The organism is Brevundimonas sp. (assembly GCF_052436175.1).
Taxonomy (GTDB): domain Bacteria; phylum Pseudomonadota; class Alphaproteobacteria; order Caulobacterales; family Caulobacteraceae; genus Brevundimonas.
The window spans coordinates 1-17,290 of sequence record NZ_JBQVNM010000059.1; the positions used below are offsets into that span (position 1 = coordinate 1).

Annotated in this window: 13 protein-coding genes and 2 pseudogenes; 6 read left to right on the forward strand and 9 right to left on the reverse strand. The window is 66.0% G+C overall.

The window, feature by feature from the left end; translation table 11 throughout:
* Positions 1–261 (forward strand): annotated as a pseudogene (locus ACT6QK_RS12130) (hypothetical protein); the annotation flags it as partial.
* Positions 262–281: 20 nt separating this feature from the next.
* Here the strand turns inward: ACT6QK_RS12130 and ACT6QK_RS12135 are convergent.
* The 6 genes and pseudogenes from ACT6QK_RS12135 to lepA all read right to left on the reverse strand — a co-directional run bounded on the left by ACT6QK_RS12135 (position 282) and on the right by lepA (position 5,497).
* The gene (locus tag ACT6QK_RS12135; protein WP_444598083.1) at positions 282–968 is read right to left on the reverse strand and encodes a hypothetical protein; all 687 of its coding nucleotides are present in this window, start codon (positions 966–968) and stop codon (positions 282–284) included.
* 129 nt (positions 969–1,097) lie between these two features.
* Positions 1,098–2,054, reverse strand: a complete 957-nt coding sequence (locus tag ACT6QK_RS12140; RefSeq protein ID WP_444598084.1) for an HNH endonuclease — start codon at positions 2,052–2,054, stop codon at positions 1,098–1,100.
* A gap of 41 nt (positions 2,055–2,095) precedes the next feature.
* Positions 2,096–2,302 carry a hypothetical protein gene (locus ACT6QK_RS12145; protein ID WP_444598085.1) on the reverse strand — a complete coding sequence of 69 codons (207 nt, stop codon included), beginning with the start codon at positions 2,300–2,302 and terminating at the stop codon, positions 2,096–2,098.
* Positions 2,217–2,504 (reverse strand): annotated as a pseudogene (locus tag ACT6QK_RS12150) (hypothetical protein); the annotation flags it as partial. The pseudogene ACT6QK_RS12150 and the gene ACT6QK_RS12145, both read right to left, overlap by 86 nt.
* 61 nt (positions 2,505–2,565) lie before the next feature.
* A complete protein-coding gene (locus tag ACT6QK_RS12155) occupies positions 2,566–3,645 on the reverse strand; it encodes a topoisomerase II (RefSeq protein ID WP_444598086.1) in 1,080 nt (359 codons plus the stop codon).
* Between the two features lie 43 nt (positions 3,646–3,688).
* Positions 3,689–5,497: a translation elongation factor 4 gene (gene lepA, locus ACT6QK_RS12160; RefSeq protein ID WP_444598087.1), complete on the reverse strand. Its 1,809-nt coding sequence runs from the start codon at positions 5,495–5,497 to the stop codon at positions 3,689–3,691.
* A 228-nt stretch (positions 5,498–5,725) separates the two neighbouring features.
* On the opposite strand from lepA, the gene ACT6QK_RS12165 reads away from it, so the two are divergent.
* Positions 5,726–6,877: an efflux RND transporter periplasmic adaptor subunit gene (locus ACT6QK_RS12165; protein WP_444598088.1), complete on the forward strand. Its 1,152-nt coding sequence runs from the start codon at positions 5,726–5,728 to the stop codon at positions 6,875–6,877.
* A 9-nt stretch (positions 6,878–6,886) separates the two neighbouring features.
* Positions 6,887–9,988, forward strand: coding sequence for an efflux RND transporter permease subunit (locus tag ACT6QK_RS12170; protein WP_444598089.1), 3,102 nt, complete (start codon positions 6,887–6,889; stop codon positions 9,986–9,988).
* Positions 9,989–10,276: 288 nt separating this feature from the next.
* On the opposite strand, the gene ACT6QK_RS12175 is transcribed toward ACT6QK_RS12170, so the two are convergent.
* The gene (locus ACT6QK_RS12175; protein WP_444598090.1) at positions 10,277–12,859 is read right to left on the reverse strand and encodes a TonB-dependent receptor; all 2,583 of its coding nucleotides are present in this window, start codon (positions 12,857–12,859) and stop codon (positions 10,277–10,279) included.
* A 216-nt stretch (positions 12,860–13,075) separates the two neighbouring features.
* Positions 13,076–14,290, reverse strand: coding sequence for a Na+/H+ antiporter NhaA (gene nhaA, locus ACT6QK_RS12180; protein WP_444598091.1), 1,215 nt, complete (start codon positions 14,288–14,290; stop codon positions 13,076–13,078).
* A 193-nt stretch (positions 14,291–14,483) separates the two neighbouring features.
* On the opposite strand from nhaA, the gene ACT6QK_RS12185 reads away from it, so the two are divergent.
* Together ACT6QK_RS12185 and ACT6QK_RS12190 are read left to right on the forward strand one after the other, a co-directional pair.
* Positions 14,484–15,899, forward strand: a complete 1,416-nt coding sequence (locus ACT6QK_RS12185) for a protein adenylyltransferase SelO family protein (RefSeq protein WP_444598092.1) — start codon at positions 14,484–14,486, stop codon at positions 15,897–15,899.
* Between the two features lie 240 nt (positions 15,900–16,139).
* Positions 16,140–16,604, forward strand: a complete 465-nt coding sequence (locus tag ACT6QK_RS12190; RefSeq protein WP_444598093.1) for a DoxX family protein — start codon at positions 16,140–16,142, stop codon at positions 16,602–16,604.
* Here the strand turns inward: ACT6QK_RS12190 and ACT6QK_RS12195 are convergent.
* Positions 16,594–16,809, reverse strand: coding sequence for a DUF2256 domain-containing protein (locus ACT6QK_RS12195; protein WP_444598094.1), 216 nt, complete (start codon positions 16,807–16,809; stop codon positions 16,594–16,596). The two genes, ACT6QK_RS12190 and ACT6QK_RS12195, sit on opposite strands and share 11 nt — an antisense overlap.
* A 52-nt stretch (positions 16,810–16,861) precedes the next feature.
* Between ACT6QK_RS12195 and ACT6QK_RS12200 the strand changes: the two genes are divergently transcribed.
* On the forward strand, positions 16,862–17,290 hold a 429-nt coding region (locus tag ACT6QK_RS12200), incomplete at its 3' end, for a MerR family transcriptional regulator (RefSeq protein WP_444598095.1).

Here is a 17,290-nt window from a genome sequence, read left to right on the forward strand (position 1 = left end):
CGCCGCGACCTGCCCCCCGGCCGCACCCCCCTGCTGTGGAACGGGAACTGGCTCCGCACCCCGGGCGAGGACGGCGACGGTCTCGCCGGCGTGCGTCAGGCCATCGCCGTCGAGGTCGCCTTCGCCCCGCCCGCCTGCCGCAGCCAGCCCATGCGCGGCCTCGTCCTCCTCACCCTCGCCGACGGCCCCACAGCCCCCGCCGTCGCCTTGGGAACCGGAGCCTGGCGCTGGTCCGACCTCACGGGCGCCTCCAGGCGCTGAGCCCCCAGGACGCTGAGCCCTCAGGACCCTGACCGCCGGGCCTCCCGCGCCCGGTCATACTCGGCGTTCTTCTCCAGCAGCCCCTCGATCATCAGCTTCAGCGCCTCGGCCTTGACCTCCAGAGGGTCCGCGGCCGTGCAGCCCGTCAGCCGCCGCCACAGCTCGACCCGGGCCGGGTGCGCCGTCCTCGCCCCCTCCTCGGCCGCGAAACTCAGCTCCAGCGCCGTCAGGGGCTCCGTCGCCGCCCGCGCGAAATCGGCCCAGTCCACCCGGTCGCGGTCCTGCTCGGGGATCCGCCCCAGAGACGCCGCCAGCGCCCCCAGCGCCTTTGCCTCCTCCAGCCGCCCCTGATCCAGCGCCCGCCCGACCCCGCGCAACACCCGCCGCCCCAGCGTCCGCGCATCCGTCGCCGCCGCCGCCCCTTCTTCCGGCGGGGTCAGGGGCGGCAGGGGCGCATGGGCCGCCGCCACCTCCTGATCCCACGCCTCGGCCCCCGCCCGCGCACAGGCGTCGCCCCACGCCCGCTTGGTCGCCCCGTGCACGGTGATCCGCTTGCGCAACGCATGCTCCGACACCTTCCACTTGGCCGCCAGCAGGGGCGTCGTCGCCCCCCGCTTGTACTCCTCCAGAATGGTCATCCAGGTCTCGGTCGACAGCCGGTAATGCCCCGGCGCCCTCGCCCGCGTTCTCAGGTGTTTGGGTTCCATCCCGCCATTATCGCCGGGCGGCGAGGCGCCGATGGCGGAGGTTATTTTCCATCGGTTGGGACTGCAGGCGGCGCCTGACCTAAGGCGGACAGAGGGTGGAGCTCCCATCATGGATGGTCGCGCTTGCGGCTAGGAAATGAACACCTGACTTCGGTGATACGAGAGGTAGCTGCTCTGATCCTGCTGGAATGCGTCCGTCATCCAAGCCGACGGCGGCTCGCTTACCCCAAACCTTTGCCTGACGAGTTGCTCGAAGCCGAGGCGTCGCATGTCGTCGTCTGGCACGCGCGGCGATACAATGACCTCACCCGCATCGCCAAAGCTGATAAAGCCGCGATCAAAAAGGTGGTCCGCGTCAGGCGTCAGCAATAGTCCATTGGCGCCATCGAGCCGCTCGGAGGCCGTCTTGCACACGCGCCAAGGTTTGATGTGGCTCGCGATCAGCAATGCGGGATTGGTTATCCCCGTCAACCGACAGGCGCGCTCCTTTGCCTCGACGTTTTTGCGGAACGCGCCCTGGCCTCGTCGTGCCTGAATGATCGTTTGTTTGACGGTGGTTTCGAGCCCCGCGTCCTCTTCGATGCGCTGCTGGATGGCATCGTCAAGGATCTCGGTGACGACATCGAAGGTCAGGCTATTGCTGCCGCCACGCGCGAGGGCGTCCTCGCTAAACGCCGCGCCAGCAGCGATCATTTCAAATACCTCGCGCGGCACGCTGGCGAGGTATGCTTTCTGGTTTCCGTCGCCGCTCAGTGCGCTGATCGGCGAATACTTCTGCGGCAACAACGGTCCAAGGCCTTGGATCATGTCCTTCGGGCGAACGGCGGGAGCCAGCTCCGTCCAATAGACCGGCAGCAACCATCCTTCATGGTCCCAGTAGGCCCCTATGTCACCAAACTCCGCAGGTTTGGGCGCCGTGAACGCAAACTCTGCAACACGCCCGATCCAGCCAATCTTGCCGTTCGCGTAGGACATCACAATGTCGCCGGGCGAAGCCAAACGCATGTTGTCGTAGAACTGGCTGCGGGCCCCGTTCCGCTCCGCCTTCGGCGACCACAGGTATTGGCCGTCTATCTCCTGACGCACCGTCTGCTTGTGATTGACCCACCAATAATTTGGCACAAGCGTCAGACGCCTGCTGGCCGGAAGGGATTGCGCTCAAACCGGATCAGATCGTGCTTCTCCGCAAACCATGCGACGAATGCCGATGGCTCTTCGCCTTCCTGCCAATACCGGGACAACTCTGCATCATCCAAGCCGGCATCGGCAGTATCGATACACCAGTCTCGCTTCATCAAGCGATCGACAGTCTGCACCCAGCGCGCCTTGTTCATTGGATTGCCCTCCACAACCAACCTGCCGCGATTTGGGCATCCGCGCCAGACGACAGTCCGGATCGAGATGCCGATGCCATAAACAGCCGTGCACGAAGATGACTATCCGGCGACCGGGAAAGACGACGTCAGGCGTGCCGGGCAGATCGCGTGGATGAAGGCGGAAGCGATAGCCGAGGCCGTGGATCAGGCGGCGGACGGTGAGTTCGGGGGGACGAGCGCCATTTGAGCGGCGCGTGCACCTTCAGCCGCCACGGCCTGTATTACTTGAAGAAATTGGTCATCAAATCTAGGTCGAGCTGGACAACCTTGTCGATTGGTTGAAGGTATTGCCGCATATCATCGAATATCAACTCAGGTTTAGCGAGCTGTCCGTCGGTGTAAATCAACGCATATAGACCGTACTTTTTGAAGAAAGAGCGGTGCTTAACCATTTCCTTCTCAAAATTGTCTTTAGCCATGTCGTTGATTTGGGCCTGCGTTAACCCACCGATCTTACTCAGGTATCCGTGCGTAGACCAAGGAGATAACTCATAACCCACCTTGCTCATTGTAAATGGGTCAATAATCGTGAAGTCCAAACGAAATTTATGCTTCTTTTCGCGACCCTCGAATCTGAATTCAGGAATCAACAACGGCATGCTCTCTGGATCGTCCGACGTGCGTACAAAATCACAGTATAGCTTGGCGATCGCCCTCTCGTGCTTAGATCCCGAGGCTCGCACGAGGATGTTCTTGAAGAACAAAAGATATTCTTCTACCGAATCGAACTCGATTTTATCATCATCATCAGGAACCACCAGACCACTCTTTAACACGTGGCCAATGGTCCAGTAACGTTTAGGAAAATGACGAATCTCGCTCTTGTCATTCTCCCAAGAATTCTTCAGTGGATTGAAACGCGGCGTGATAAGCAACCCATAATCAGCGTTGTTCTGGCCTATCCATATTTCGCTCTCATCAACGTGGGGGCGCACGCGTGACAATTCTTCGGCGTGGTTCAGATAGGATCTTTTTAGAAACTGAAGGAAGTACCTCTGCGCCGCCTTTGATGATTTGATTATCTCGTAGTTTTTGCGATGGGAGTTCGCCCAACTCCCAGGCGGTGACATCCGAGCCTTGAAGCCCTTCATGTAGAGGTTGATATATTGGTCCGGTGACGCGATTACATCGTGCTTTAGGTCGATGAACTCTGCAGCCTTGCCGCCGATCATCGCATTCAAAGATGCCTCGCTCGCAATTCCGGTCTCCGCCAGAACCTTTGGTAGCTCAGACCTAAGAGCGACCTTCATGTCACGAATGATCGCGTTGCGAGCTGTCTTGACCGGGTCTCGCTTAGCCATAGTTCGCTCCGTGAATCGGAAACTACAACTCTACCAGCAGCCCTCAATCCTCGTCCATCTTCAGCGCGGCGATGAAGGCTTCCTGCGGGATCTCCACCTTGCCGAACTGGCGCATGCGCTTCTTGCCGGCCTTCTGCTTCTCCAGCAGCTTCTTCTTGCGCGTCGCGTCGCCGCCGTAGCACTTGCTCGTCACGTCCTTGCGCAGCGCCCGCACGGTTTCCCGCGCGATGATCTTGCCGCCGATGGCGGCCTGGATCGGGATGACGAACATGTGGGGCGGGATCAGCTCCTTCATCTTCTCGACCATGCCCCGGCCGCGCGTCTCGGCGCGGGCGCGGTGGACCAGCATCGACAGGGCGTCGACGGGCTCGGCGTTGACCAGAATGCTCATCTTGACCAGATCGCCGACCTTGTAGTCCGTGATCTCGTAATCGAAGCTGGCGTAGCCCTTCGAGATCGACTTCAGCCGGTCGTAGAAGTCGAAGACCACCTCGTTCAGCGGCAGCTCATAGACCACCAGGGCGCGGCTGCCGACATAGGACAGTTCGACCTGCGAGCCGCGGCGGTCCTGACACAGCTTGATGACGCTGCCGAGGTAGTCGTCGGGGGTCAGGATGGTGGCCTTGATCCACGGCTCGGCGATGCTTTCGATCTGCATCACGTCGGGCAGGTCGGCCGGGTTGTGCAGGTCGATCTCGGAGCCGTCGCGCAGCTGGATCTTGTAGACCACCGAGGGCGCGGTCGCGATCAGGTCGAGGTTGAACTCGCGGCTCAGCCGCTCCTGGATGATCTCCAGATGCAGCAGGCCCAGGAAGCCGCAGCGGAAGCCGAAGCCGAGGGCCGCGCTGGATTCCATCTCATAGGTGAAGGAGGCGTCGTTCAGCCGCAGCTTGCCGATGGCGGCGCGCAGATCCTCGAAATCGGCCGCGTCCACGGGGAACAGGCCGCAGAAGACCACCGACTGGACCTCCTTGAACCCCTTCAGCGGTTCGGCGGTCGGCTTCTTCTCGTCGGTGATGGTGTCGCCGACGGCGGCGTGGGCCACTTCCTTGATCTGGGCGGTGATGAAGCCGACCTCGCCCGGACCCAGCTGGTCCACGGGCGTGTTCTTGGGCAGGAAGACCCCGACCCTGTCGACCAGATGGGTCGAGCCCGACTGCATCATCTTGATCCGCTGACCGGCCTTCAGCGTGCCGTCGAACACCCGCACCAACAGAACGACGCCCAGATAGGGGTCGTACCAGGCGTCGACCAGCATGGCCTTCAGCGGGGCGTCGATGTCCCCCTTGGGCGCCGGCAGGCGGGTGACGATGGCCTCCAGCACATCCTCGATGCCGATGCCCGACTTGGCGCTGCACATGACGGCGTCACTGGCGTCGATGCCGATGACGTCCTCGATCTGCTGCCGCACCCGGTCGGGCTCCGCGGCCGGCAGGTCGATCTTGTTCAGGACGGGAACAATCTCATGATTGTTATCAATGGCCTGATAGACGTTCGCCAGAGTCTGGGCCTCGACCCCCTGCGACGCATCCACGACCAGCAGGGAGCCCTCGCACGCCGCCAGCGACCGGCTGACCTCATAGGCGAAGTCCACGTGCCCGGGCGTGTCCATCAGGTTCAGCACATAGTCGAGCCCATCGGCGGCCTTATAATGCAGCCTGACAGTCTGGGCCTTGATCGTGATCCCCCGCTCCTTCTCGATCTCCATCGAGTCCAGGACCTGTGCGCTCATCTCCCGCGCGGTCAGGCCGCCGGTGAACTGGATCAAACGGTCGGAAAGCGTGGATTTGCCGTGGTCGATGTGGGCGACCACGGAGAAGTTGCGGATTCGGTCTGTGGGGGGCGTCGTCATGTCGGCGCGGCGGTTAGCACGGAGGGCGCCCGAACGCCAATCCGACCCGCGCCCGCCCGCGTATAGCCGGGCGCAACTGCAACGGTTGTCGGCACGGATTACAACGCGTTAATGGCGAAGCTGTCGTTTGAGAATGGCCCGTGGACGCGGTATGGAGCGGCGACCTCCCCGGCGCCCCCAGCGCGCCTCGATCCGCCCTCGACGGGGCTCAGCGACAGGACTTTCCAGGTGGCGACCAAGACCCTGATGCGGACCCAGCTTCTTCGGGCCGCCTTGCTGGCGACCGCGGCCCTCGCTCTGGCCTCCTGCGGCGGCGGCGAGGACAAGGCCGCGGCCGAGAAGAAGGCGGGCGCCACAGCGGGTCAGACCGTGACCGTGGCCACCGCCGCCCTGACCTCCCTGCCCCGCGTCATCAACGCCTCGGGCACCGTCTCGGCCTGGGAAGAGGTGCCGGTCGGCGCCGAGACCGGCGGGCTGGTCGCTACGGCCGTGCTGGTGGACGAGGGGTCCTACGTCCGCCAGGGCCAACCTCTGGTCCAGCTCAACGACGCCCTACTCCGCGCCCAGCTTCGCCAGCAGCAGGCGGCGGTCCAGTCGGCCGAGGCCAACGCCGCCCGCGACGACGCGGCCCTGGCCCGCGCCCAGGAGCTGAAGGAGAAGGGCTTCCTGTCCCAGGCCTCGCTCGACACGGCCCTGGCCAATCAGCGCGCCTCCTCGGCCGGCGCCGCCTCGGCCCGCGCGGCCCTGTCAGAGACCCAGACCCGCCTGGCTCAGGCCACCCTGCGTGCGCCCGTCTCCGGCCTCATCATCAGCCGCAGCGTCACCAAGGGCCAGATCGTCGCCGCCGGCGCCGAGATGTTCCGCATGGTCCGCGACGGCCGCCTTGAGCTGGACGCCCAGGTGCCGGAAACCGAGCTGGGTCTGATCCGCGCGGGCCAGTCGGCGACCGTCTCCTCGGATCAGGTCGGCGAGACCACCGGCCGGGTGCGGATCGTCACCTCGGAAGTGAATGCAGAAACCCGCCTCGGCGTCGCCCGCATCGCCCTGACGTCCGGCGGCGGCTTCCGTCCCGGCATGTTCGCCCGGGCCCGGATCGACGTCGGCGCCCAGCCGGCCATCACCGTCCCGACCGCCTCGGTCCTCTATCGCGAGAACCGCTCCGGCGTCTTCGTCCTGACCGCCGACAACCACGTGCGCTTCCAGCCGGTGACGGTCCTGTCGCGCAGCGCCACCCAGACCTCGGTCGAGGGGCTGCAGGCGGGAGCCAGGGTCGTCGTCGACGGCGCCGGCTTCCTCGGCGACGGCGACCGGGTCAGCGTCTCGGGCCCCGCCCAGGCCGCCCCGACCGCGGCGCCCGCTGCCGCTCCGGCCGCGCGCTAGGGCCCGGTCATGAAGAACATCTCCTCCTGGTCGATCAAGAATCCGATCCCGATCATTCTGCTCTTCACCCTCCTGACGGTGGGGGGCGTGCTCAGCTTCCTGAGCATGCGGATCAACAATAATCCGGACATCGACTTCCCCCTGGTGGCGGTCACGGCCGTTCGGCCGGGCGCCGCGCCCAGCGAGATGGAGGTGCAGGTCACCCGGTTGATCGAGGACTCCCTCGCGGGCCTCTCCGGCGTGCGCCACATCAACTCCCAGATCACCGACGGCGTGTCTTCGACCTCCATCGAGTTCGAGCTGGGCACCGACACCGAACGCGCCACCAACGACGTCCGCAACGCGATGAGCGGCCTTCGCGCCGACCTGCCGCAGGACATGCAGGAGCCCAGCGTCCAGCGCATCGACATCACCGGCGACGCCCTGATCACCTGGGTCATCAGCTCCGAGACCATGACGCCGGAAGAGATCAGCTGGTTCGTCGACAACGACGTCAGTCGCGCCCTGCTGGCCATCAAGGGCGTGGGCGAGGTCAATCGCGGCGGGGGCGTGGATCGCGAGATCGCCGTCGAACTCGATCCCGACCGTCTGGCCTCCTACGGCCTGACGGCGGCGGCGGTCAGCCAGGCCCTGACGGGCGTCAACTCCGACCAACCCGGCGGCCGTGTGACCATCTCCGGGTCCGAGCGGTCGATCCGCACCCTGGGCGCCGCCACCTCGATCGAGGCCCTGCGCGAGACCCTGGTGCCCCTCTCGGGCGGCCGGTCCGTGCGGCTGGGCGATCTGGGGCGGGTGGAGGACCACTGGTCCGAGCCTCGTCGTCTGGCCCGATACAACGGCCAGGAAGCCATCACCTTCAACTTCCTGCGCTCGCGCACGGCGTCCGAGGTCAAGATCGCCGAGCGTGTCCGCGAGGCGGTCGCCAAGATCGACGAGGACCACCCTGAGCTGACCATCCGTCAGGTCACCGCCAGCGTCGAACAGATCGAGGAGAGCTACGTCGCCTCGCTGGAGGCCCTGTTGCTGGGCGCCGTTCTGGCCGTCGTCGTGGTGTTCATCTTCCTGCGCGACTGGCGGGCGACCTTCATCACGGCCACGGCCATCCCGATGTCGCTGATCCCGACCTTTCTGGTGCTTGAGCCGCTGGGCCAGTCGCTGAACGGCATCAGCCTTCTGGCCCTGTCCCTGACCATCGGCATCCTCGTCGATGACGCCATCGTCGAGATCGAGAACATCGTCCGCCACATGCGGAACGGCAAGTCGCCCTATAACGCCTCGATGGAGGCCGCCGACGAGATCGGTCTGGCGGTCGTGGCCACCACGGCGACCATCATCGCCGTCTTCGCCCCCGTGGGCGTCATGCCGGGCATCATCGGCCAGTTCTTCAAAGCCTTCGCCCTCGCCGCCTGTATCTCGGTGGCCTTCTCCCTGGTGGTGGCGCGGACCCTGACGCCGCTGATGGCGGCCTATCTGCTCAAGCACCACAATCACGAGGACAAGGACCCCTTCTGGATGTCCGGCTACCTCAAGGCCCTGGGCTGGAGCCTGCGCAACCGCTGGAAGGTGTTCGTCATCGGCACGGTGCTGTTCATCGGCTGCGGCGTCCTGGCCACGCGGGTGCCGTTCGAGTTCCTGGCCAGCGGCGACGTGGGCCGCGCCGGCTTCTCGGTCGAACTGCCGCCGGGCGCCACCCTGGCCCAGACCGACGCCGTGGTTCAGCGCATCACCCGCGACCTGCGCGCCCGGCCTGAAGTGACGTCGGTCTATGCCTCGATCGGCGGACAGGAGGTCAATCAGGCCAATGTCTATGCCGACCTGACCGACAAGGGCGAGCGCGAGCTCAGCCAGCAACAGTTCGCCCGCGTGATGGTCGATAGCTGGAAGCCCATTCCCGGCGCCCGGATCGGCGCCGGCGTCGCCCAGCAGGGCGGCGGGCCCAGCGACGGCACCAGCTATCGCTTCGCCATCCTCAGCGACGACGGCGCGGCCCTGACCGCCGCCGCCCGCAAGGTCGAGGCCGAGATGCGGACCGTTCCGGGCCTGGCCAATGTGGTGAACACCGCCTCCATCGCGCGCCCCGAGATCCTCGTGACGCCACGCCCCGACCAGGCCGCCCTGATGGGCGTCTCGACCAGCGCCATCTCCCAGGCCGTGCGGGTCGCCACCATCGGCGACGTCGATCAGAACCTGCCCAAGTACAATCTGGGCGACCGTCAGGTGCCCATCCGCCTGCGCCTGACCCGAGACGCCCGCGAGGATCTGGCGGTGCTCGAGAACCTGCGTGTGCCGACCGCCACGGGAACCGCCGTGCCGCTCAGCGCCGTGGCGGACATCCGCTTCGGCGCCGGCCCCTCTCAGGTCCTGCGCCAGGACCGCAGTCGGGTAGCGACCATCTCGGCCGAACTGGACGGCATCCGCAGCGGTGAAGCCGCCGCCGCGGTCAGCCGACTGCCGACCGTCAAGAACCTGCCCGCGGGCGTCCGCCAGGTTCCGGCGGGCGACGAGGAGTTCATTCAGGAGATGATCACCGGCTTCGCCGTGGCTTTCGGCACCGGCATTCTACTGATGTATGCGGTTCTGGTGCTGCTGTTCAAAAGCTTCGCCTATCCGGTCACCATCATGGCTTCCCTGCCCCTGGCCATCGGCGGCGCCTTTGTGGCCCTGATGATCGGCGGGTCCAGCTTCTCGATCTCCTCGTTGATCGGGGTGCTGATGCTGATGGGCATCGCGGCCAAGAACTCCATCCTGCTGGTCGACTACATCATCATCGCCGAGCAGGAGGGCCAGAACCGGCTGGAAGCTATCATGGACGCGGCGCACAAGCGCGCCCGCCCGATCCTGATGACCACCTTCGCCATGGGTGCGGGCATGCTGCCGGTCGCGATCGGCTGGGGCGCCGACGTGGAGTTCCGCCAACCCATGGCCATCGCCGTCGTGGGCGGCCTGATCTCCTCGACCTTCCTGTCCCTGCTGTTCATCCCGCCGATCTTCACCATCGTGGACGACATCTCGGGCTGGGGGCGGCGCCGGATGGGCAAGATGTTCGCCGGCCAGCGCGAACACCACCCGGACGCGCGTTCGGCGCCCCCCTCCCCCGCACCGGCCGAGTAGGCCGGGCGGGGCGAGCCGGAGGCTGGTTCACGCGGCCTTCTCGGACCCAAAGCGCCCCTCGACCCTGCCTGCCGGGCGCTTGATCGACGACCGGTGCGCGTTCCGCCACCGATCGATCACCGACGCCATGCCGTTCCAACACACTCTGGACGCCGCGAAGCGCGGATGGTCCGAGCGCCGCCGGTCGGACTCGATCACAACGTGGCCCCCACCGGCCCCCACCGTCCAAACAAAACCCGGCCGGGGCGAACCCCGGCCGGCTTCCAGTTCACCCTCTTGTCGGGGCGATCAGTACTTGACCCGGAGCGTCGCGCCGAAGGTGCGGGGCTGACCCAGGAAGGCGTTGTAGGTCGTCGTGTCGGTCGCCGGGTTGTAGTAGCTGCCGTTCGACTGGAGCGTGCTCGAGAAGGACGTGCCCTGCAGCGGGCCGCTGAACACCACCTGGTAGTATTCCTCGTCCGTCAGGTTCTGGCCCCAGACCTCGAAGGTCCAGCGCTCGTCCTCGCTGCCGATGCTGACCCGGCCGTTGAACAGGCTGAAGGCGTCCTGCATCTTGACGGGGATCAGGTCCGAGCCGGTGTTGTATTCGGTCGTGTACTTGCCCGACAGGCTGAAGCCGCCGCGCAGACCGTTGCCGATCGAGCGATCAAAAGTGATGCCCATCGTGGAGGTGAACTCCGGCGCGAACGACACCGTGTTGCCGGGCAGCAGGCTCAGCGCCGGGAAGCGCGACGGCACCTGCAGGTCGGCGGCCGTGAACTCGCCATAGGTGCTGTCCGTGTAGGTCGCCCCGCCCTGGATCGACAGGCCCTCGATCGGGGTGAACCACAGGAAGTCCATGTCGACGCCGCGCGTATCCAGCTCGGGGATGCTCTCGACGATGAAGCTGATGCCCGCGAAGGTGTTCAGCTGGAAGTCCTGGAAGTTCTGCTGATAGGCCGTGACGTTGAACAGCAGGGAGCGGTCGAACAGGGTGCTCTTGAAGCCGAGTTCGTAGCTGTCGACGGTTTCCGAGGCGAAGGAGGTGTCGTCGACCGGGATTGGGCTGGTGTTGTTCGCAGCGCGGGGGGCCGAGGACCGTTCCAGGTTGAAGCCGCCCGACTTGAAGCCGCGCGCCGCAGACGCGTAGACCATCAGGCTGGGGCTGAAGCGATACTGGGCCGAGAAGCGACCCGAGATATCGTCGTCCTCGAACGTCTGGCTGTAGTTGCGGCCGTCGAAGTCCGGGTTGGTCTGGTTGATGCAGAGCCCGCCGCCCAGCAGGGCGTTGAGCGGCTGACCGGGGGCCAGCACCGGGTTCAGCCGTGCGGCGGCGCAGGGCAGGCCATTGTTGCCGATGTTGTCCTGCATCGTGTCGAGATTCTTCTCTTCACGGGTGTAGCGCAGGCCCAGGGTCAGTTCGAGCTGCTCGGTCAGGCGGAACGAGTTGTTCGTGAAGATGGCGAAGGAGCTCGAGTCCTGGCGGTACTTGTCCAGGTAGCCGTCGCCGGGGGCATAGAGCGGACCCGCGACCGCAGGCGCGCCGAAGCCGGTGGTGGCGCAGCCGACATTGGCCGGGAAGGGCGCGGTGATGCAGCGCAGGAACGTGGAAGCGGCGCCCGGGGCGCCGATCTGCGAGGCGCCCAGCGTCGAGAGGTAGCCGTTCCACGCCGTGCCGAAGAGGAAGCTGTCGTTACGCGCCAGGTCTTCCTGGCTGTAGAGGCCGCCGACCAGCCAGTCGAGGCGGTCGGTGGAGCCCGCGAACCGCAGCTCCTGGCTGAACTGGTCCAGGGCGAAGCTGAAGTTGCCGTCCGGCAGGCGGTAGAACAGGTCCGCGGCCGTGAAATCGACGTCGCCGCCGTTGACCGTTTCCCACGACCGGGCGGCCGTGATCGAGGTCAGGGTGACGCTGTCGTTGAGATCGTGGTTGATCTCCATCGACAGGCCGCGATCCTTGATGCGCTGGGCGGTGCTGGCGTTGGCGCGGGCGTCGCGCGAGAAGGGCTGGGCCCCGTAGGGCGGTCCGGCGATGCCGTTGCCGGCGGTCAGGGCGTCGATGATCGCCGCGGTCGGGCCGAGCACCACCGGGGTGGCCACGCAGCAGTCCTCATTGCGGCTGGAGAAGTCGCCGATGATACGGACCGAGGTCGCATCGCTGGGCAGCCAGAGCAGCTGGCCGCGAATGGTGCCGAAGTCCTGGTTCTGGTCTTCGGTCAGGGTGCGCGGGCCGCTGCCGGTATTGACGTTGTAGAAGCCGTCGCGCACGCGCTTGGCGCCGTACAGACGCAGGGCCAGGGTGTCGCTGAGCGGGCCGGTGACCGAGGCCGACAGGCCATAGGCGCCGTAGTTGCCGACGGTGGCTTCACCATTGACGCCGAAGTTGAACGAGGGCGCCTCGGTGATGACGTTGATGACGCCGGCCGAGGTGTTCTTGCCGAACAGGGTGCCCTGCGGTCCCTTCAGAACCTCGATGCGCTGCATCTCGCCCAGGTCACCGAAGCCGACGCCGTTGCGCGAGCGATAGACGCCGTCGATGACCACGCCCACCGAGCTCTCGATGCCGGGGTTGTCGGCCACGGTGCCGACGCCGCGGATGCGGGCGGTGGTGACGGACTCGTTGGTCGTGGAGGTGACGATCAGGCCCGGGGTCAGGATCTGGAGGTCCTTGATGTCGCGCACGCCGGCGTTGTCGAGCGCCTGCTGCGACAAGGTCGTGACCACGATCGGCACGTCCTGAAGGCTCTGTTCGCGCTTCTGGGCGGTGACGATGATGTCATCGACGGTGGACGGGGTGTCCTGATCCTGGGCGGCGGCGACCCCGGCGAAGCCGAAGGCCACGGCGCCGACGACGGCGGCGGACACGGTGGTGCGAAGACGGTGGGTAAGACGCATGAATGGCTCCCGGCTCATGGCGCGACGACGGTGCGGCGCGGCGTTCCTGTAATCCCTCCGCACCCTCTTTCGGGGTGTCGGCTCGAAGCCAATTGGCTAGTCCAACCGGGGCCTTGCAGCAAGGATCGGCCGCGTCACGGCCGCGTTTCCTCCGTGGCCCCGCCTTCGGTGTGATGCAAAAGCGACAGAAATCGATGACCTAAGGTCAATATTCGATCAGTCTTGCTCGGGACCTGCGGGGTTTTGAGCCAAATCCTTGCGCCTGTCCCGGGACATGGCGAGAACCACGCCCCCGACCATGGCCGACAGAATCGAGCCGCCGATGACGCCCAGCTTGACCTGGATCTGCTCGGCCGAATCCACCGCGCCGGGGAAGGCCAGAACGCCGACGAACAGGCTCATGGTGAAGCCCACGCCGCACAGCAGACTGACGCCGTAAACCTGGGGCCAGGTCGAATCCGTGGGCTTTGCGCCGACCTTCAGGGCCGCCGCCAGCCGCGCCGCGCCGAACACGCCGATCTGCTTGCCGACGAACAGGCCCAGGGCGATGGCCACCACCAGGGGCGCGAACAACTGATCCAGAGAAATCCCCGCGAACGAGACCCCGGCCTTGGCGAAGGCGAAGAGCGGGAGGACCAGGAAGGCGTTCCAGGGATGCAGATCGTGGATGGCCTCCTTGAGCGGGCTCTGGCGATCCTCGGTCCTGGCCTTGATCGGCACGATCATGGCGAAGGCCACGGCCGTCAGCGAGGTCGAGAGGCCCGACTGCACGGTCAGATACCAGACCGCCGCGAAGCCCAGCACCCAGAAGGGCGTGCCGATCTTGGTGATTTTCGCGGCGAAGAAGCCGACGGCCAGAAGCGCGCCGGCCCAGGCCAGCGGGACCCAGTTCGCGCCTTCGCTGAACAGCAGGGCGATCAGGGCGATGGCGCCGAGGTCATCCACGATGGCCAGGGTCAGCAGGAAGACCCGCAGCGACGACGGCAGGCCCTTGCCCACGAAGCCGAAGACGGCCAGGGCGAAGGCGATGTCCGTCGCCAGCGGGATGGGCCAGCCCTGATGCGGGGCGCCGATCGATCCCGACAGGCCCAGGTAGACAGCAGCCGGGCCGACCATGCCGCCGAGGGCGGCGATCACCGGCATGGCCAGCTTCTTCGGATCGGCCAGTTCGCCCCGCAGAATCTCGTATTTGATCTCCAGCCCCACCACGAGGAAGAAGATCGCCATCAGACCTTCCTTGATCCAGTCGGAGATCGTCTCCTCCAGCCGGATCGGGCCGATCTGAAGAACATGGACGCTCTTCAGCCAGGCGAAATAGTCGTAGGACCAGGGCGAGTTGGCGACGATCAGCGCGGCGACGGCGGCGAGCGCCAGGGCCGAGCCCGAGGCCGTCTCGGTCTTGAGGAAATCGAGTGTGAATTTGCGCGCCACGGCGGCCTCCGATCAGGAATGAAGCTGTCGTGACGCCAGGTTATCGACGGGCGTCGGACCGGATTCGCATCGTCGAAGACGGCGCCGGCCTGGCCGGGCGAACGCCGCGACCTGATGTCTGACGCCATCATAGCCTCGAACCGTGACGGTTCAACCGCTTGCGTCCGGAGCACCGAGGCCTCACCTGCGTGCCATGCCCGTCTCCTCCGCCTATCGCCCTGATCCGCGTTTCGCCGCCCTCGGTCCCGAGTTCGGCGACGCCGTGGCTCCGGCGCCCTTCGAGGCCTTGACGCTGCGCTACCGCAACGACCGGGCGGCGACGACCGTGGGGCTGGAGAGCCTGACCGAGGCGGAATGGATCGCGCATTTCGGCCGGTTCTCTCCGCTGCCCGGCCAGCCCGGCCCCATCGCCATGCGGTATCACGGGCACCAGTTCCGCCATTACAATCCCGACCTCGGCGACGGGCGCGGTTTCCTGGCGGCGCAGATGCGGGACGAGCGGGATCGCCTCATGGATCTCGGCACGAAGGGCTCGGGCACGACGCCCTGGTCGCGCGGCGGCGACGGGCGTCTGACCTTGAAAGGCGGCGTGCGCGAGGTGCTGGCCGCGACAATGTTGGAGGCCCAGGGCGTGCCGACCAGCCGCGCCCTGTCCCTGATCGAAACCGACGAACGGCTGGAGCGCAACGACGAGCCGTCGCCGACGCGGGCGGCGGTCCTGGTGCGCCTGTCGCACAGCCATATCCGCCTGGGCACCTTCCAGCGCGCCGCCTTCCACGGCCGGGCCGACCAGATCGAGACCCTGATCGAGCACGTCCGTACCCTGTATCATCCCGGCGTGGCGACCGGCGATGCGGCGGGTCTGCTGGCCGCAGTCGTCGAGGTCAACGCCCGGCTGACGGCGGCCTGGGTGGCGGCAGGCTTCGTCCACGGCGTGCTGAACACCGACAATCTGAATATCACGGGCGAGAGCTTCGACTACGGCCCCTGGCGCTTCCTGCCCTTCTATGATCCGGCCTTCACCGCCGCCTATTTCGACCAGACCGGTCTCTACGCCTTCGCCCGTCAGCCTGAGGCGGTGTTCTGGAACCTGACCCAGTTCGCAGGCTGCCTGAAGCTGGTCGCGGGCGAACCCGCCCAGGTCCAGGCTCTGACCGACGCCCTCAACGGCTTCGGCCCCGTCTATATCCGCGAACTCCGCGCGGCCTTCCTGAGACGGTTGGGCGTGAAGTCGCTCGGAGAGGCGGCCGACCAGCGGCTGCTGGACGCCACCCTGGCCCTGTTGCGCGAGGGCGGCGAGGCCCTGCGATGGGAACCTCTGTTCCACGACTGGTTCGCCGGCTTCGCCTCCTCCGCCCGGGCGCTGAAGGGGCCGCGCGGCGCCGCTTACCAAGGCAAGACCTTCGATGATTTCCGCTTCGCCCTGTTCGAGCATGAGCCGGACCGCCCCGAACGGCTGGAACACGCCGTCTTCGCCGCACCGGAGCCGGAAGAGATGCTGATCGAGGAGGTCGAATCGATCTGGGCGGCCATCGACGGCCACGACGATTGGTCGGTTTTCCACGCCAAGCTGAATCGGCTGGAGACCGCGCGACAGGCCCGCAGCTGACGTCATCCGCCCCGCCGATCATGACGTATCTGTAGGACAACGGCCACGCTTCGGCCGCTTGTCAGATGCAGGTTTCGGTCGCCCGAAACACGGCGTGATCGGCTAAGTCATCAATTGATGTCTACAACTGATGACATGTCAAAAAACCTGTGCCATACCTCTTGAACAAGGCGCAGGTCGATCCGACATCGACACTGTTGCAGATAACCTCCCGATCGCCTTTATCGACAGAGCCGAACCATGGCCACGACCTTCAAGTCCGAGCACACGCCCGCCCAGATCCGCCTGTGCTCGACCTATCGCAATCTCGGTCTGTGGACCTTCCAGGGCTGGATCGCGATGTTCTTCATCGCCGCCGGCTACGCCAAGCTGACCGAGCCGATGGAGAATCTGATCACCCTGATGTCCTGGCCGGCCCTGGTCAGCGCCGACCTGGTGCGCGGCGTCGGCATCGTCGAGATGGTTCTGGCGCTCGGCGTCCTGGCGCCTCTGGCCTCCTGGCGGATCGGCCGCCCCATCCTGATGGTGTCCGGGCTCGGCCTGCTGGTCCTGGAGACGGTCATGCTGGGCGTCCACGTGACCGGACAGGATCTGGGTCTGGCCGTCGTCAACCTGATCCTGATGGCCCTGACCGCCACCGTGCTGATCGGTCGTCGTCCGGCGCTCAACCTCGTGATGCGCGAACAGAAGACGCTCATGGGCTGACGTCCCCGCACGGGCCTGCGCCCCTGGCCCGGCATCGGTCCGAACAGAACTTCACCTGATCCCAGTCGCGCGCCCACTTGCGCCGCCAGACGAAGGGCCTGCCGCAGGAGACGCACGTCTTCTGCGGCAGGTCGCGTTTCGCCGCGCCCCTGAGCGCCTGATCGGCCGGGCTCCGGGCCGCGTCATTGACGTGCTTGCGCGCCACCGTGAAATCCTTCCCTTTACGTCCGCGTCAAGTTTGGGCTATGGATTCGACCATGGCGACCGCAGACGACCATCGCACCTATTCCATCCGGCAGTTGTGCCGCGAGTTCGGCGCCACGGCGCGGGCGCTGCGCTTCTATGAGGACAAGGGGCTTCTGACCCCGGCGCGCAAGGGCCAGACCCGGGTTTACGGCGCGCGAGACCGCGCCCGGCTGAAGCTGATCCTGAGGGGACGCCGCATCGGCTTCACCCTGCAGGAGATCCAGGACATGCTGGACCTCTACGACCGCAAGGACGGCAACGTGCAGCAGATGGCCATCTCGCTGCGCCGCCACCGGGCCCAGATCGAGGCCCTGAAGCAGCAACGCGACGACCTCGACGGCGCCATCCAGATGGCCGAGGAAGCCTGCGCGGCGATGGAGGAGCGGCTGACCAACATCCGCCCCGACCTGCTGCCCGGCGCCGACGAATACGCCGATCTT

What these genes read in the sequence shown, in the direction of transcription:
- ACT6QK_RS12155 (WP_444598086.1), bottom strand. Translation starts at nt 3,645, where the DNA reads ATGGCTAAGCGAGACCCGGTCAAGACAGCTCGCAACGCGATCATTCGT.
- ACT6QK_RS12135 (WP_444598083.1), bottom strand. Translation starts at nt 968, where the DNA reads ATGGAACCCAAACACCTGAGAACGCGGGCGAGGGCGCCGGGGCATTAC.
- ACT6QK_RS12185 (WP_444598092.1), top strand. Translation starts at nt 14,484, where the DNA reads ATGCCCGTCTCCTCCGCCTATCGCCCTGATCCGCGTTTCGCCGCCCTC.
- ACT6QK_RS12170 (WP_444598089.1), top strand. Translation starts at nt 6,887, where the DNA reads ATGAAGAACATCTCCTCCTGGTCGATCAAGAATCCGATCCCGATCATT.
- ACT6QK_RS12175 (WP_444598090.1), bottom strand. Translation starts at nt 12,859, where the DNA reads ATGCGTCTTACCCACCGTCTTCGCACCACCGTGTCCGCCGCCGTCGTC.
- ACT6QK_RS12145 (WP_444598085.1), bottom strand. Translation starts at nt 2,302, where the DNA reads ATGAACAAGGCGCGCTGGGTGCAGACTGTCGATCGCTTGATGAAGCGA.
- lepA (WP_444598087.1), bottom strand. Translation starts at nt 5,497, where the DNA reads ATGACGACGCCCCCCACAGACCGAATCCGCAACTTCTCCGTGGTCGCC.
- ACT6QK_RS12190 (WP_444598093.1), top strand. Translation starts at nt 16,140, where the DNA reads ATGGCCACGACCTTCAAGTCCGAGCACACGCCCGCCCAGATCCGCCTG.